Origin of the sequence: Blautia obeum ATCC 29174, from assembly GCF_025147765.1 — a bacterium.
Lineage (GTDB): Bacteria > Bacillota > Clostridia > Lachnospirales > Lachnospiraceae > Blautia_A > Blautia_A obeum.
Genome location: NZ_CP102265.1, coordinates 289,877 through 305,526, shown reverse-complemented (window position 1 = coordinate 305,526; position 15,650 = coordinate 289,877). Strand labels below are relative to the sequence as shown.

The following is a 15,650-nucleotide window of genomic DNA, read 5'->3' as shown; positions in this document are numbered from 1 at the left end:
CTTTATATGCTTATCTCTTTGCTCTTTCTTTTGGATCCATAAAATCTCTCAGTGTATCTCCAAGGAGATTAAATATCATAACGGTTATAAATATGGCAAGTCCCGGTGCAAGCACCATCCATGGTGATATCTGAAGCATACTTCTTCCATCATTGATCATGCTTCCCCACTCTGCCATCGGAGGCTGTACACCAAGTCCAAGGAAGGAAAGCCCTGCAAGTTCCATCATCATAGTTCCAATATCAAGTACAGATGTGACCAGTATCGGACCTACAATATTCGGTAAGATATGTTTGAACATAATCTTGGGTGTAATGCTTCCTGACAGTCTCACTGCCATCAGATACGGCGAATCTTTTTGTGCAAGAGTCAGTCCCCGGGCAAGTCTGGCAAACTTTGGCCAGCCGATCACCGCCAGAGCTATGATTGCATTCTGAATACCACCACCGAGTACACCTGCTACTGCAAGAGCAAAAACAAGACTTGGGAATGCAAGAAAAAGATCGGATATACGCATCAGCACTGTATCAAGGATTCCCCCGCACCATCCGCAGATGATACCAATCACAGTTCCAAGCACAGTAATGATTGCTACAAGAAGCAGAGTTGCATAAATACTGGTCGTACTTCCCACCAGTACACGCGAAAACATATCTCTTCCATAACGGTCGGTTCCCAGTATATGTTCTGCACTGGGTGGCTTCTGTGCCATCAGAAGATCCTGTACATCCGGATCATATGGACAGAGTTTCCGGGCAAAAGCTGCTGCAAGAAGCAGGATCAGTGCCAGTATTGTAAAAAAGATCAGTTTTTCTCTGACATGATTTTTGCGGATTTTCTGCTTTCGGACAGTAACATTTTTATCTGTGTTATTTATACATCTCATGCTCCGTCACCTCCTAATCTTACTCGAGGATCCAGGTAATGATAAATGATATCCGTGATCAGATTTACAACCACATAAATAATCGCCATCCATGCCACATATGCCTGAATGATCGGATAGTCTCGCATGGTGATCGCATCTACTGCCATTTTACCAACGCCATCCCACATAAAAATTGTTTCAACAATCGTGGTTCCACCCAAAAGGCTTCCTATTGATAAAGCCAGCAGGGTAATGATCGTGAGCATGGAAGATTTCATAACATTCTTCCATATAATTACACTTCCTCTCACACCTCTTGCCTTTGCTCCGGCCACATAGTCCTTATTCAGTTCTTCAAGGATCGTTGCCCTCACCTGTCTGGTATATTTGGATGCCATGGAGATTGCGAGCGTCAGCGTCGGAAGCACCAGACTCTGTAATTTATTCTCTGTTGTAATAACCGGAAACCATCCCAGTTTAATAGAAAGAAAATACATCAACACCAGTGCTACAAAAAAATTTGGCATGGAATTTCCAATAAAACTTAAGAAACGTATCAGGTAATCGCTCCATTTATTATGCTGTACCGCTGAAAGAATGCCGAGTGGAATTGCGATCAGCATTGTAAGCAGTACAGAAGATATTGTGAGCATGATCGTCGCCGGAAGTTTCTCTATGAAAGTTTCATAGACATCCCTCCTGGATACGTAACTCTTTCCCATATCTCCAGTTGCCATTCCCGCAAACCACTTTGCATACTGAACAAGAAACGGCTGGTCGAGACCATATTCTTTTCTTGTCTCGTCAATCACTTCCTGAGAAACTGCCGAACCTGCATTCTCATACATATACGTGACAGCATCGCCGCCTGCCAGACGCATCATGGCAAAAGACAAAAAAGTGATCCCGACTAAGATCGGAATCAACTGAAGAAGCCTTTTAATAATATATTTAATCATGAGTACTCCTTTATGTCTGTCTGAAACAGATCAAATATCCGCACATTAATTCGTTAAATAAAGTCTAACAAATCAAAAAAAAGCACACAACCCCCGGGGAGGGTTATGCGCTATTCTAAAAAAGAATATCTCTCGTGCATTATGGAATAAGTCTGTTTTAACTTTTATGTAGTCGTGCCACCAAAAAATCGATCAGTTCCTGTACACTTTCGTCAATTTTTTCCCCTTTATGAACAATATAACCGAAGAGCACCTTGCTGTCCCCCATATTCAATGGAATTCCAGGTGTTGTACCCGTTTTATTCTCAGAAAGATAACTTCCACTCACGTTGGAAACCCTGCTGTTTTTCAGCATCTTTTCCATAATATAATCACTGTTGGTCAGCACGGAAATGTCGATATCCTTCCACTGAAAAGACTCTTCATGCACAGAACCAATGTCAAAAAATTCATCCTGATAATTCTGAATAAACCGGACTCCATCCAGATCTTTCAGCTCAACTTTGCTCTTACCAGAGTCATAAAGCTCCGTCTCTTTTCCCGGATAGAACACCACATCCGTCTCATACATCGGAACAAACTGCAGCTTATTCCGGGATATTTCATGCAAAAAATTCTCCTTCTGCTGGCTCAGGATATAAACAAAACCAATGTCATCCACGTAGTCCCTGACACGATCCATAACGCTCCGGACACCTGCAGTAGTCAGCTGAAAATGATAATTTTTCTCATAAGTTTCGTTATAAAAATCCACAAACTGATTCGCAAACCAGGAGCTCGGGTTCAGCGAAACACGGATCCATTTTGTCATTCCGTGCGACGCCATATTCTCCAAAACGCTGATCTCGTTTGTGATTCTGCTTGCATACTGATAAACTTTCTGTCCCTGCACTGTGAGGCGTATTCCTCTCGGAAGCCGCTCAAAAAGCTGCATTCCAAGAGCATCCTCCAACGCCTTGACAACCTTGCTCACACTCGGCTGCGTAGAATAAAGAACCTTCGCTGCATCACTGAAAGAACCCGTCTGCGCACATACCACAAAATACTGTAATTGTTTTAAATCCATACTATTTTACCGTCCTCAGCATAAACAGTGGTGTCGGATTATAGAACTCATCTTTCTCAAGATAGATCCTGCTGCTGATGCCCAGATCCACATGGAACTCCTTCAGACTCATCGCTCCCAGCGTCTCCAGATCCCATGCCGGACGACTGTAAGAACTGATCGGAAGCTGCCGTTTGATTTCCTCACACTCACGCATCATCTCGTTTCCAAGCATATTGTGGGCATGATTTTCCGGAAGGTCTTCTACATTGGAAAAATCTGTAATTCCATAATTTGCATCAAAATTCAGCAGAACACCGCCTTTCCTAAGTACACGGAGCCACTCCTGATAAGCGTGACGTACATGCGGCAGTGTCCAGGTAAGATTTCTGGAGATGATAACATCAAATGTATCATCCGGAAACTCCGGATTTTCGGCATCCATGACTGTAAATTCACAGTCTGCCCCTTCTTCCTGTGCCAGAATACGGGCATTTTTGATCATATCCGGTGTCAGATCGATACCTGTCACCTGATGGCCAGCCTTTGCCAGAAGAATCGTAAAAAATCCTGCTCCACATCCAACGTCCAGGATGCGAAGCTTTTTATTATCATCAGGAAGCTGTGCCTGAATCTCCTTCATCCAGCGGTCCGCCATCGCACTGTGAAGCTCCGCACGCCTCTGTTCCAGAAAGCTGTCGCTGCGTTTTTCCCAGTAGTTAACGATACGCTCTTTGCGCTCATCATAGCGGCTTACAATACGTCCATAAGTCACCATCGGACCATTTCCAACCACCTGCAGCGTGCCCGTCTGATACAGGATCACCCCGTCAAACTCCGCCTCACTGACTTCCTTAACCTTGCCTTCATAGTCACGGACTTCACCCAGGATATCGCCCTCCTGGATCATGTCACCAACCTTTTTAAACGGATACCAGAGCCCGTTTTCTTCCGCATCCTGATAGCGCACATCCGCTACCTCGAGCGGATAATACGTACGAAAATCCTTCAATCCCTGATAGATTCCCATGTGACACAGAATATTCCGGACGTCTCTTCGAGTCGAACGGACCTCCTCATAATTCCAGTCGCCCATGCCGCCACGCTCGATCAGGATACTCGGGATTCCCTGCGAAGCCGCATAATTATACGAACCACCCGAAGCCACGTTGGACTTTACCATATATGGCACATCCACCTGCTCCGCCATCTCACGAGAAACCTTAACCACATCCTCCGGTGCAGCTCCCGCATAATACACATACGGAGTCAGCTTCTCATAATCATCTCCACTGTGCAGATCAATATAAAGATCAGCCACCGGCTGCAGCTCCTGCGAAACCGCCCATGCCAGACGCTCCATCTCCGTACCATCCTGGTTTCCCGGAAATTCACGGTTCAGGTTCTTTGCATCCGCCAGCCCCATACTTCCATTACGCGCCTCAAAAGCCGGACGGTTCAGCACCTTCACGATAATGATCGTACCAGTGACCTTCTCAATCTTAAGCTTTTGTGAAAGCTCGATCGCCGCCTGGATACCAACATACTCTCCGGCATGCACACCTGCAGTGATCAGCATCGTCTTACCCGTTCCATGTCCGTGAAGTACTGTTGTCGGAAAACGCAGTTCACCATTAGCCAGTTCCAGCTCGCCATTCCACTTTTCACCCGGCTCAACCGTGATGTTTTTCAGATGAAAAGCTTCTCTTTTGCGTCCACTTAAAAGGAAGATCGGAGAAGAACTGTTGTTGATGATCTCTTCCTCCGTCCAGACCTCTTTCCAGACATTTTCATCACAGGAAACATCCAGAAATCCTGTCTTTCGCATCGTTTCCAGATCCCATTTCGGACGCTCTAAGCGGCTCAGCGGAACCTGGCGCGCGATCTCTTCCATCTTCTCGATGTCCGTGCCACTGTAGTAATCCTCTACATTCTGCTCTTCCGTCTGCTGACGGTCCTTCTCGTAACCACTGCGCTTTTCTTCATTATATAAATGCCCATACCAGTCCGCATCAAAATTATAAAGAACTCCGCCCGGTTTCAGCACACGAAGCCATTCTTTATATGCCAGATCCGGTCTTGGCAGATTCCAGGTCACGTTTCGCGTCACGATAGCATCAAAGCTGTTGCTTTCCACATCAAGAGCCTGCGCATCGCCTGTTTTCCACACTATACACTCCGCTAATCCACCGGCATTCTGCTGTGCTTCCCTCAGCATTTCTTCTGTATAGTCGACCGCCGTCACCTGATAGCCGGCCTCCGCAAGAAGGATCGCAAAAAATCCAGGGCCCGTTCCTACATCAAGGATTTTTATTTCCCCTGGTTCACGTTCCGGGAACGCCTCCCCCAGCAGGCTTAAAAGCTTGTCTCGCCACATCGTCCGTCTCGCATCTGCCATTTCCTGCTGATTATATTCTGAATAACCCCTGGCACGATTCGTCCAGTAGTCATGAATTTCATTTTTCAGATCACTCATAATTATTTTCTCCGCCTAAAATAGTATTCTTTTAGTATATAAAAAAAAAGTCCCCGCCACAACCCTGTGGGGGGGATAGGGGAAAGTTTATCTTTCGTCCTTTTTTCCAAAAAATCCAATCATCCAATTCACAAGAACCGCACCAACCATGCACCCCAATCCATTGTGAATCATGTCATCCCATTCGAACAATCCACGCATTGTGATCAGTTGGCTCGTTTCTATTGTGGCTGATATCAGCACGCCAAATACTAGCGCCTCCTGCCATTTCACCTTCCGGTTCATGATCAGCGGCAGCAACGCTCCCGCCGGTAAAAGCAAAATACAATTCAGCAGATTCTCCTTCAGCAATTCCATATCATGGTACCTGAGTATGGCACTCCATGACCAGAATGGAATCAGTTCACACTGCCGGACCGAACCCATCCTTGTAAATACTGTAGAACCAAACACAATCCCAAGGAAGACCAGTTCTGCCAAAATCGCAGCTGCCTGGAGCTTATTCATTTTTTCCTTACGTAATAAATAAATCATCATAATAACCGCGATCACCATAATACACGAGAAACAAAAGATTTCCCGGCTTGACCACGGATTATTGTATTCCGTCAAGATCTGATAGATGTCCATCTACTGCTCCTTCACATAAAATATTCCAAGTGGTCTTATTATACACTATCTGTCAAATCTTTTGTAAATGTCTCACGTTCTCCTGCATTCTCCCTTCGCCAAATGGATTTTCAATAATAAAACTGCAAAAACTACTTGTAATATATAATAGTATGTGCTATCTTATTTTTATTCAAATCAATTTTAATAAAATAAATTTTAATAAAACTATTTTAAATAAAAGGAGGGCTATTCATATGTTTGTAGGAAGAGAACAAGAGCTGGCATCGTTAGAAGAATTTTATGCCAAAGACGGCATTGGCATGACCGTTATCTATGGGCGAAGACGTATTGGAAAGTCTACTCTTATTACCGAATTCGTCAAAGATAAAAAAACTGTATTTTATACGGCAACAAAAATCGGAAAAGCCAGAAATCTGGAGCTATTTTCCAAACAAGTGTTAGATTTATTCATGCCCGGAATTGAAAACATCAGTTTTAACAGTATAGAAGCTGTTTTTGATTTTATTGATAAAAATATAGCTAATGATAAGATAGTACTTGTAATAGATGAATTGCCATACTGGGCTGAAAAAGATGACTCTCTTTTATCTATTCTGCAGAAATATATAGATACGATTTGGAATGACAAAAATCTGAAAATAATTTTATGTGGTTCAGCATTAAGCTTTATGGAAAATAAAGTGCTCAGTGAAAAAAGTCCTTTATTTGGAAGACGTGATTCACAGATAAAATTAGAATCATTTAATTATTTAGATTCAGCCAAATTTGTTCCTAACTATTCAAACGAAGATAAAGCAATCTGCTATGGCATTACTGGCGGTGTTGCAAAATATCTTTCCATGATCGATCCGAAAAAAAACATTGACGAGAACATTATAAGATTATTTTTCAGGACAGATGGTTATTTATATGATGAAACCAGAAACTTACTGACACAGGAATTTTCTGATATATCACTCGTAAATAATATTGTGGAACAGATTGCCTCCGGAGTAAATACACTTAATACCATTTCCGGAAAAATTAACGAGAAAGAGCCAACTGTCTTATACTCATTAGAAAAATTAATCAGTGTTGGGTTAATTGAAAAAAAGAAATGTATCACAGAGGAAAAAAACAAAAAGAAAACTCAATATGTTCTAAAAGATTATATGTTCAAATTCTGGTACGAATTTATCCCAAAAGCAACCAGTGTAATTGAAATGGGACAAGGTGCACTTTATTATCAAAAAGCTGTCAAACCATTCTTACATTCATTTATGGGTTCTGTATTTGAAGAAATGTGCCGATACTATACTCTGAATCAGGGAATAACCGGTGCATATGGTTGTTTCGTTACTTCAGTCGGAACCTGGTGGGGTGTAGAAAATATTACAGATAAAAACGGTTATATACGAGCACAATCTGCCGATATAGATATCGTTGCCTTATCTGATATAGATAAAAAAGCAGTTATTGGCGAATGTAAGTTCAAAAACGAAAAAATTGACAAGGGTATTTATGAAACCTTGGTCAGAAGAGGAACTCTTATATCCAATAAATACAAAATTTCAAAATATATTTTCTTTTCTCTATCAGGATATACAGATTGGTTCAACTCATTATCTGATGAAGATGTTTTGCTGCTTACATTAGATTCACTTTATAGGTGAACAATTGATGCAGGGGGAGTATCCCAAAGTTTGTGTAAACCTTCAAACTGATGTAAGATAGAATTACTCAGTTTGGAGGTTTATTTTATGGCAAGAAAAAAGAATTCACCACAAAAAGCAGCGCTTAGAGAACTCATGGGAAACTACCTGAAAGAAAACAATGTAAAAGTAAAAGATGGAACAGATGTTAATTCCATTATGCGGGATATGATGTCTATCATTTTGGAAGGCGCCCTTGATCAGGAACTGGATGAAGAACTGGGATATTCCAAATATGATTATCGCTGTTTCACTTTTATTAATTTTCTTTTTTCACGTTTTCAATGCTGATTGCAAAATCATACTCCACCATTCGGATCACCATTTTCTAGTCACCTGTACTCTGGCATTCGAAATGATAACCTTTTTTTCCAATTCTGAAGTATGAATCAGTAATTTTTTCACCATTCAGCGTCTGGTGTTCATTTCGTAGCTGTTCCAACGGAACATCAAGTGGATAATTTGTTCCAAATATCTCATTGAACACTGGCACAATCGGCTCCGGCATCTTCTGTAAATGAAAGTAACCCTGCAAATATTTCATCCAGCATATTTTTCAGGCTTAAGGTTTCCACCTGCCTCTCCCTTTTGTTCTATTTTAGCATATCCATATATAGAACTCTATGTATTATTACAAATTCCACCTTACTGCAAAAAGATACTCCACAGACAGATCGTCGGCAATGACAGCAGCGTGGAAAAAATAACCATCTTCGTTGCAAACGGAGAATCGACCTGATATTTCTCTGCGAGGATACTGGTTGTCGCACCCGCCGGCATCGCTGCCAGAAGCACACAAAGACCAAGAACTGTTTTATTCAATGGCAGAAAACTACATACAATATAAACGACCGCCGGAATAACGACCAGTCTGTGTACAGTATATTTTACAACTGTCCAGTCCCAGAAATCTTTGAGATCAATGTCAGCCAGGATCATGCCAATGACCATCATAGACATTGCGGTGTTGCAGTTTCCGACTGCAGTTACTGCGTCGTCAAGTCCAGGAGGCAGTGGAAGTCCTGTAACCATCAGAATAATTCCGAGAACGCATGCCAGAATACACGGATGGGTTACGACTTTTTTCAGTGTTTTCATCTTATCACTGCTTCCGGAAAAAACAGCCAACCCGGAGGACCACATCATGATTCTCTGTGGAATCAGATAAACACTGGCAAGCACCAGACCTTCTGCACCATAAATTCCCTCTGCGATCGGATTTCCAAGAAATCCCGCATTCGAACAGATGGTTCCATACTGAAGACATTTATATCGTCCTTCCGGTTCTTTTCGGAACATCACTTTTCCATAAATCACACAGAATACCTGAATACCTATAGATATAAGAAGGATTTCCAGATATTTTATAAAATTTCCATCTGCTGCACTCTGCGTAAACGCATGAAGAATGTTGCACGGCAGGATCAGATAAATAACAAGGTCATTGATGTTTTTTTGCCCCTGTGGTCCGATGATATGTATTTTTTTCATCAAAAATCCTACAGCTACGAGGAGAAAGATCGTGAGCTGTAATGTAAGAAGTGTTTTCATAATATTCTACTTTCCGCATGTTTCCTTCCTTTGAAACACCTGCTTCCTTTCTTCTTAATTCATTTTCATCCTCATCATTTCAAATCATACTTTAGTGTAGCACATTGTTGAAATCCCCGCAAGAAGGCCAGTTGTACAGAGTTGTATACAATAATCTGCGAACGATTCCGTTTATATTTAATACATTACTCCACCCATACGTTTCAAAAGAGATCACCCTCCAGCAGCGAAATCCATGGACGAATCAGAAGATCCGTGATCTGGAGATTTGACGGAAGGAAATACCTGACCATCCAAATGAGGTCGGATATCTCCTTTTTGTACAATCTTCTTATTGACGTTCTTCTTATTTATATGCTACAATCTGTGTCTGTAAACAACGATTCTGTTTTTTTCATGTTTACAACAATTTTAATTTCCAAAACATAGTGTGGATTTTTCTGGTCCGACCATTTTTCGCCACACAATTACCCATTGTGGTAGTTGTGCGGCGTTTTTTTATGTCTGCTCCGCCGATACAGATTTTTCAGAAATACCGGCACTTGCAGATGTTTTTATTTGAAAGGAGTTTCTATGAACGACACATTTATGAAAGAAAAGCCGGTCTTTCCGCTGATCATGTCCATGGCCCTGCCAATGGTCATTTCGATGCTCGTAAATTCTCTGTACAATATCGTGGACAGTTTCTTTGTCGCACAAATCAGTGAAAATGCCATGACCGCGCTGTCGCTTGTTTTTCCTGTCCAAAACTTCGCCAATGCGATTGCGATTGGTTTTGGAATTGGTATCAGTTCACAGATTGCCATCTGTCTTGGTGCCGGAAACAGAGAGACTGCCAGCAAAGCAGCCACACACGGGCTTGCATTGTCCGGTCTGCATGGTGTAATTCTGACAATCGGTTGTATCCTTGTGATGCCTGGATTTCTGGCACTTTTTACTGGTGATACAGATGTCATTGACCTTGGAATCCGTTATTCTACAATTGTTTTTCTGTTTGCAACGATAAATACGCTTAACCTTGCCTACGAAAAGATCTTCCAGGGCGTTGGCAAAATGAAGATTACGATGATCGGGCTTCTGGTCGGCTGTGTTTCCAATATCATTCTTGATCCGCTGCTGATCTTTGGCCTTGGTCCGTTCCCGACACTGGGTATTGAAGGCGCTGCACTGGCAACCGGACTTGGTCAGGTATTCAATCTTGTTTTCTATCTGATCATTTACAAAATGCAGCCAATCCAGGTAAAACTCAGCCGCAGACATCTCCATCCGGACATGGCTCTGGCAGCAAGATTATACTCTGTCGGTATCCCGGGAGCACTGAATCTTGCACTTCCTTCTGTCCTGGTTTCTGCACTGAATGGACTTCTGGCAGCCTATTCCCAGAGTTATGTGGTGATTCTGGGAATTTACTACAAACTGCAGACTTTCCTGTATCTTCCGGCAAGCGGGATTGTACAGGGCATGCGCCCGGTCATCGGATACAACTATGGTGCCGGTGAACATAAACGTGTAAAAAAAATCTACTTCGTCACACTTGGCATGAGTGGTGTGATCATGTTGATCGGAACAATCATCTGCCTGACAATTCCGGGACAGCTGATCGGCATGTTTACCACAAATCCTCAGACAATTGCCGCAGGCAAAACAGCACTCCGAATCATCTGTGCAGGTTTCCTGATCTCTTCTGTATCCGTCACAGCATGTGGTGCACTGGAGGGACTTGGCAGAGGAACTGCCTCATTGATCGTCTCTCTCTGCAGGTACCTGGTCATTATCCTTCCGGCAGCATTTGTCCTGAGTCATTTCTTCGGAGCCATTGGTGTATGGAACGCTTTCTGGATTGCGGAAGCGCTGACCGCCGGGGTATCCTTGCTTATCAGCAAGAGGGTTATCGGGGTATAATTCCCTGATATCCCTCTTTTTTTATATTTTCCCTTGACGCATACCCTCATGGGGTATATATTACAAGTATAGTGAACATACCCCTGTAGGGTATGCGATTCAGGAATGCCATCGGCATTCTTGCTGCGAGGTGGAGTCATCTCACATCTGATATAATAAATCTCGAACGAAAGGAAGTTTGCTTATGGATCATAATAACTTTAATGCCAGTTCCTCTACAAAGACAGAAGAAATTATAAAGGAACAAGCAGCTACTCAGGAAAAATCTTGTTGCAGCAATGATAATGCCACCCCATCCGCTCCTGCCTGCTGCTGTACCAGGCACACCGACCGTTCAGAAGCTGACCGCAAGAAACTCATCAACCGTCTGAAACGTATCGAAGGGCAGATCCGGGGAATCATAGGAATGTTGGAAAACGATGCTTACTGCAACGATATCCTCATTCAGTCAGCCGCCGTTAATGCCGCCGTCAATTCTTTTAACAAAGAACTTCTCGCGAATCATATCCGTACCTGTGTGGCTCGTGATATCCGCGAAGGTAAAGATGAAACCATCGATGAGCTGGTTGCAACTCTGCAGAAGCTAATGAAATAGGAGGTAATACAATGGAACAATACAACGTCACCGGGATGAGCTGCGCTGCCTGCAGTTCCCGTGTGGAGAAGGCCGTATCCAAAGTGCCGGGAGTTACATCCTGCTCGGTCAGCCTTCTGACAAATTCTATGGGAGTTGAAGGAACCGCATCCTCTCATGACATCATCACTGCCGTAGAGCAGGCAGGTTACGGCGCATCACTCAAGGGTGCAAATAAAGAACAGGTTTCCATGTCTGAAGCCGAGGAAGCCCTGGAAGATCACGAGACACCGGTTCTCAAACGCCGCCTGATCGCTTCCATCGGATTTTTACTCGTTCTGATGTACTTCTCCATGGGACACATGATGTGGAACTGGCCACTCCCGGCATTTTTTAACAATAACCACGTTGCTATGGGACTTGTCCAGCTTCTGCTTGCCGGAATCGTCATGGTCATCAACCAGAAATTCTTCATCAGCGGATTTAAGAGTCTGTGGCACCGTGCCCCCAATATGGACACACTGGTTGCACTCGGCTCCATGGCCTCATTTATATGGAGTGTCTACGCACTTTTTGCCATGACAAGAGCACAGGTAGACGGTGATTCCGCTGCCGTTATGAACTACATGATGGAATTTTATTTCGAGTCTGCCGCAATGATCCTGACGCTGATCACTGTTGGAAAAATGCTCGAAGCACGTTCCAAGGGAAAAACGACCGATGCTCTTAAGAGCCTCATGAAACTTGCCCCGAAAACCGCCATTGTTCTTAGAAGCGATCAGGAAGTAACCGTTCCGATCGAACAGGTTCACAAGGGTGATATCTTTGTCGTACGTCCTGGTGAAAATATCCCGGTCGATGGTGTGATCATTGAAGGAACCAGCGCCGTCAATGAATCTGCCCTTACCGGCGAAAGCATCCCTGTTGACAAAGCAGCCGGAGATCTTGTTTCCGCCGCAACCGTCAACCAGTCCGGATTTATCAAATGCGAAGCAACCCGTGTCGGCGAAGACACCACTCTCTCCCAGATCATCAAAATGGTAAGTGATGCTGCCGCTACCAAAGCTCCGATCGCCAAGATCGCAGACCGTGTTTCCGGTATTTTTGTTCCGGCAGTTATTACGATTGCAATCGTTACCACGATCATCTGGCTTCTGACCGGACATGAATTTGGCTATGCTCTTGCCCGCGGTATCTCCGTTCTCGTTATCAGTTGTCCATGTGCTCTCGGACTTGCCACTCCGGTAGCGATCATGGTCGGCAACGGAATGGGAGCCAGAAATGGTATCCTGTTCAAAACTGCCGTTTCTCTTGAAGAGGCCGGCAAGGTTCAGATTGTTGCCCTGGACAAGACCGGTACGATCACCAGCGGCCAGCCGGAAGTTACTGATCTGCTCCCTGCAGACGGGATCTCCGAACAGGAACTCCTCACCATGGCATTTGCCCTGGAGAAAAAAAGTGAACATCCGCTCGCGAAAGCGATTCTTAAACATGCTGAAGAACAACATCTTACAGCGCCGGAGGTTACTGATTTCCATGCTCTTCCCGGAAACGGACTCTCTGCAGTGCTCGAACAGGAAACTCTGATCGGTGGAAGCATGAAATTCATCAGCAGCCAGGTAAACGTTCCTGCCACCCTTTCCCAGAAGGCAGAAAAACTTGCAGAAGAAGGAAAAACGCCCCTGCTTTTTGCCCGGAATGGTAAACTGGTCGGCATTATCGCTGTTGCCGATGTTATCAAAGAAGACAGCCCACAGGCGGTCAAAGAACTCCAGAATATGGGAATCCGTGTTGTCATGCTGACTGGTGATAATGAACGCACCGCAAGAGCGATCGGTGCACAGGCCGGTGTTGATGATGTCATCGCAGGTGTTCTCCCGGATGGCAAAGAAAGTGTGATCCGTTCACTCAGAGAACAGGGCAAAGTCGCCATGGTCGGTGACGGAATCAACGATGCCCCTGCACTTACCCGCGCAGATATCGGAATCGCGATCGGTGCCGGAACTGATATCGCGATCGATGCCGCTGATGTCGTTCTGATGAAGAGTCGTTTAAGCGATGTTCCTGCTGCAGTACGTCTCAGCCGTGCAACCCTGAAAAATATCCACGAAAATCTTTTCTGGGCATTTTTCTACAATGTAATCGGCATTCCACTGGCCGCCGGTGTATGGATCCCGATTTTCGGATGGACATTGAATCCGATGTTCGGTGCCGCCGCAATGAGTCTTTCCAGCTTCTGCGTTGTCACCAATGCCCTTCGTCTGAACCTGTTTAAGATCCACAACACAAAAAAGGACAAAAAAATTAACCAAGCTACTTCCATTGAAGTAAAAAATGATTATAATAAAAAAGAAAAGGAGCAAAAAACTATGGTAAAAGTTACAGTTAATGTTGAGGGAATGATGTGCGGACATTGCGAAGCACATGTAAACGAAGCTATTAAGAAAGCATTCGGTGTTGAAGACGTTGTATCTTCTCACGAAAATAACACAACCATTTTCACAGCACCGGAAAAGGTTGATGAGGACAAGATCCGTCAGACGATCAAAGATGCCGGATACGAAGTAACCGGAATTACACAGGAATAAAAGGAAGCTATGAACAACACACAGGATAAAAAAAAACCAGAAGAAATCCATAACCTGCACTATTATATCGATCACATTCGATATGATATGACCAATCTTATTAAATGGCTGGTTCTGGCAGTACTGACCGGACTGAGCGTAGGCTTCATCAGCAGCCTTTTTGCCAGAGTACTGAAATTCGTAACCAACTATCGTACAGAGCATTTCTGGGTATTCTTCTTGCTTCCTGTTTCCGGTCTGATCATTGTTTTTCTGTATCAGAAATTCGGTCAGGAAGATGGCGGAACCAATCAGGTTTTATCAACGATCCGTTCTCAGGATGATGTGCCTTTTCGTTCTGCTCCGCTGATTTTCGTTTCTACGATCCTGACTCACTTTGCCGGTGGATCTGCCGGTCGTGAAGGTGCTGCAATTCAGCTCGGCGGAAGCATCGGCAATCAGCTTGGAAGCTGGTTTCACCTCGATGAAGAAGACCGTCATGTCATGGTCATGTGCGGTATGAGTGCTGCTTTCTCCGCAGTTTTCGGAACACCGATGGCAGCGGCAGTCTTTTCTATGGAGGTCGTGAGCGTTGGCATTATGTATTATGCCGCACTGGTTCCATGTGTGATCGCATCCATTATTGCCTCAAAGTTTGCGGCCGGCTTTGGCATCAATCCGGAATCTTTTCATGTAGTCAATATCCCGGAACTTACCATCGAAACAGGACTCAAGATGGTTCTTGTTGCCATTGCCTGTGCTGCCATCAGTATTATTTTCTGTATGGCACTTCAGGGTGTCAGCAAACTTTATGCGAAATTTTTAAAAAATCCATATATCCGTATCGTCGCAGCCAGTGCCATCATTATTGTGATCACACTCTTTTTGCGCACCTCTGATTATATGGGTGCCGGAAATAACCTGATCGAGCTTGCTGTCGAGAATGGTCAGGCTCGCCCGCTGGACTTTTTCTGGAAGCTCGTACTCACTGCCCTGACCATGCGCGCCGGTTTCCGTGGCGGTGAGATTGTTCCTTCCTTCTGCATCGGAGCAACATTCGGATGTATCATGGGACACCTGATCGGCCTTTCCCCATCCATCTGTGCAGCCGCCGGAATGGCAGCCCTTTTCTGTGGCGTTACCAACTGCCCGATCACTTCCATCCTGATCGCATTTGAGCTGTTTGGCTTCCGTGGTGCGTCCTATTACCTAATTGCTGTATCTATCAGTTATGCCGTATCCGGTTACTATGGTCTGTACAAGGATCAGACGATCGTATACTCCAAATATAAAGCTAAGTACATCAATCGTCATACTCGTTTCTGAATTACAGCGATTCTCGCGAAATTAAATTTTTACATATTCCGATGTCTACTACTTTTTA

At 44.1% G+C, this 15,650-nt stretch carries 12 protein-coding genes and 1 pseudogene; 6 read left to right on the top strand and 7 right to left on the bottom strand.

The window, feature by feature from the left end:
• Window positions 1-10: 10 nt before the first annotated feature.
• The 5 genes from nikC to NQ503_RS01360 form a co-directional block, all read right to left on the bottom strand.
• Window positions 11-886: a nickel transporter permease gene (gene nikC, locus NQ503_RS01380; protein ID WP_005422014.1), complete on the bottom strand. Its 876-nt coding sequence runs from the start codon at window positions 884-886 to the stop codon at window positions 11-13.
• Window positions 883-1,827, bottom strand: coding sequence for a nickel ABC transporter permease (nikB, locus tag NQ503_RS01375; RefSeq protein ID WP_005422015.1), 945 nt, complete (start codon window positions 1,825-1,827; stop codon window positions 883-885). The genes nikC and nikB overlap by 4 nt, the downstream gene beginning before the upstream one ends.
• 157 nt (window positions 1,828-1,984) lie before the next feature.
• The gene (locus NQ503_RS01370; RefSeq protein WP_005422017.1) at window positions 1,985-2,893 is read right to left on the bottom strand and encodes a LysR family transcriptional regulator; all 909 of its coding nucleotides are present in this window, start codon (window positions 2,891-2,893) and stop codon (window positions 1,985-1,987) included.
• Window position 2,894: 1 nt separating this feature from the next.
• On the bottom strand, window positions 2,895-5,348 hold the full coding sequence (locus tag NQ503_RS01365) for a methyltransferase domain-containing protein (protein WP_259893035.1): 2,454 nt from the start codon (window positions 5,346-5,348) through the stop codon (window positions 2,895-2,897).
• Between the two features lie 87 nt (window positions 5,349-5,435).
• Window positions 5,436-5,978 (bottom strand): VanZ family protein, encoded by a 543-nt coding sequence (locus NQ503_RS01360; protein WP_044925851.1) that lies wholly within the window; start codon window positions 5,976-5,978, stop codon window positions 5,436-5,438.
• 236 nt (window positions 5,979-6,214) lie between these two features.
• On the opposite strand from NQ503_RS01360, the gene NQ503_RS01355 reads away from it, so the two are divergent.
• Together NQ503_RS01355 and NQ503_RS01350 are read left to right on the top strand one after the other, a co-directional pair.
• Complete coding sequence (locus NQ503_RS01355; protein WP_005425982.1) at window positions 6,215-7,633, top strand: ATP-binding protein; 1,419 nt, start codon at window positions 6,215-6,217, stop codon at window positions 7,631-7,633.
• Between the two features lie 87 nt (window positions 7,634-7,720).
• Window positions 7,721-7,918: pseudogene (locus NQ503_RS01350) on the top strand (IS256 family transposase); the annotation flags it as partial.
• An 82-nt stretch (window positions 7,919-8,000) separates the two neighbouring features.
• On the opposite strand, the gene NQ503_RS01345 reads toward NQ503_RS01350, so the two are convergent.
• Window positions 8,001-8,216, bottom strand: a complete 216-nt coding sequence (locus tag NQ503_RS01345) for a hypothetical protein (protein ID WP_005425576.1) — start codon at window positions 8,214-8,216, stop codon at window positions 8,001-8,003.
• Window positions 8,217-8,317: 101 nt separating this feature from the next.
• On the bottom strand, window positions 8,318-9,223 hold the full coding sequence (locus tag NQ503_RS01340; RefSeq protein WP_005425565.1) for an AEC family transporter: 906 nt from the start codon (window positions 9,221-9,223) through the stop codon (window positions 8,318-8,320).
• 573 nt (window positions 9,224-9,796) lie between these two features.
• Here NQ503_RS01340 and NQ503_RS01335 point away from each other — a divergent pair.
• The 4 genes from NQ503_RS01335 (at window position 9,797) to NQ503_RS01320 (ending at window position 15,592) form a co-directional block, all read left to right on the top strand.
• A complete protein-coding gene (locus NQ503_RS01335) occupies window positions 9,797-11,125 on the top strand; it encodes an MATE family efflux transporter (RefSeq protein WP_005425563.1) in 1,329 nt (442 codons plus the stop codon).
• A 184-nt stretch (window positions 11,126-11,309) separates the two neighbouring features.
• Window positions 11,310-11,720 (top strand): metal-sensing transcriptional repressor, encoded by a 411-nt coding sequence (locus NQ503_RS01330; RefSeq protein ID WP_005425562.1) that lies wholly within the window; start codon window positions 11,310-11,312, stop codon window positions 11,718-11,720.
• An 11-nt stretch (window positions 11,721-11,731) separates the two neighbouring features.
• A complete protein-coding gene (locus NQ503_RS01325; protein ID WP_044925776.1) occupies window positions 11,732-14,287 on the top strand; it encodes a heavy metal translocating P-type ATPase in 2,556 nt (851 codons plus the stop codon).
• 9 nt (window positions 14,288-14,296) lie between these two features.
• Window positions 14,297-15,592 carry a chloride channel protein gene (locus NQ503_RS01320; RefSeq protein WP_005425560.1) on the top strand — a complete coding sequence of 432 codons (1,296 nt, stop codon included), beginning with the start codon at window positions 14,297-14,299 and terminating at the stop codon, window positions 15,590-15,592.
• Window positions 15,593-15,650 lie beyond the last annotated feature (58 nt).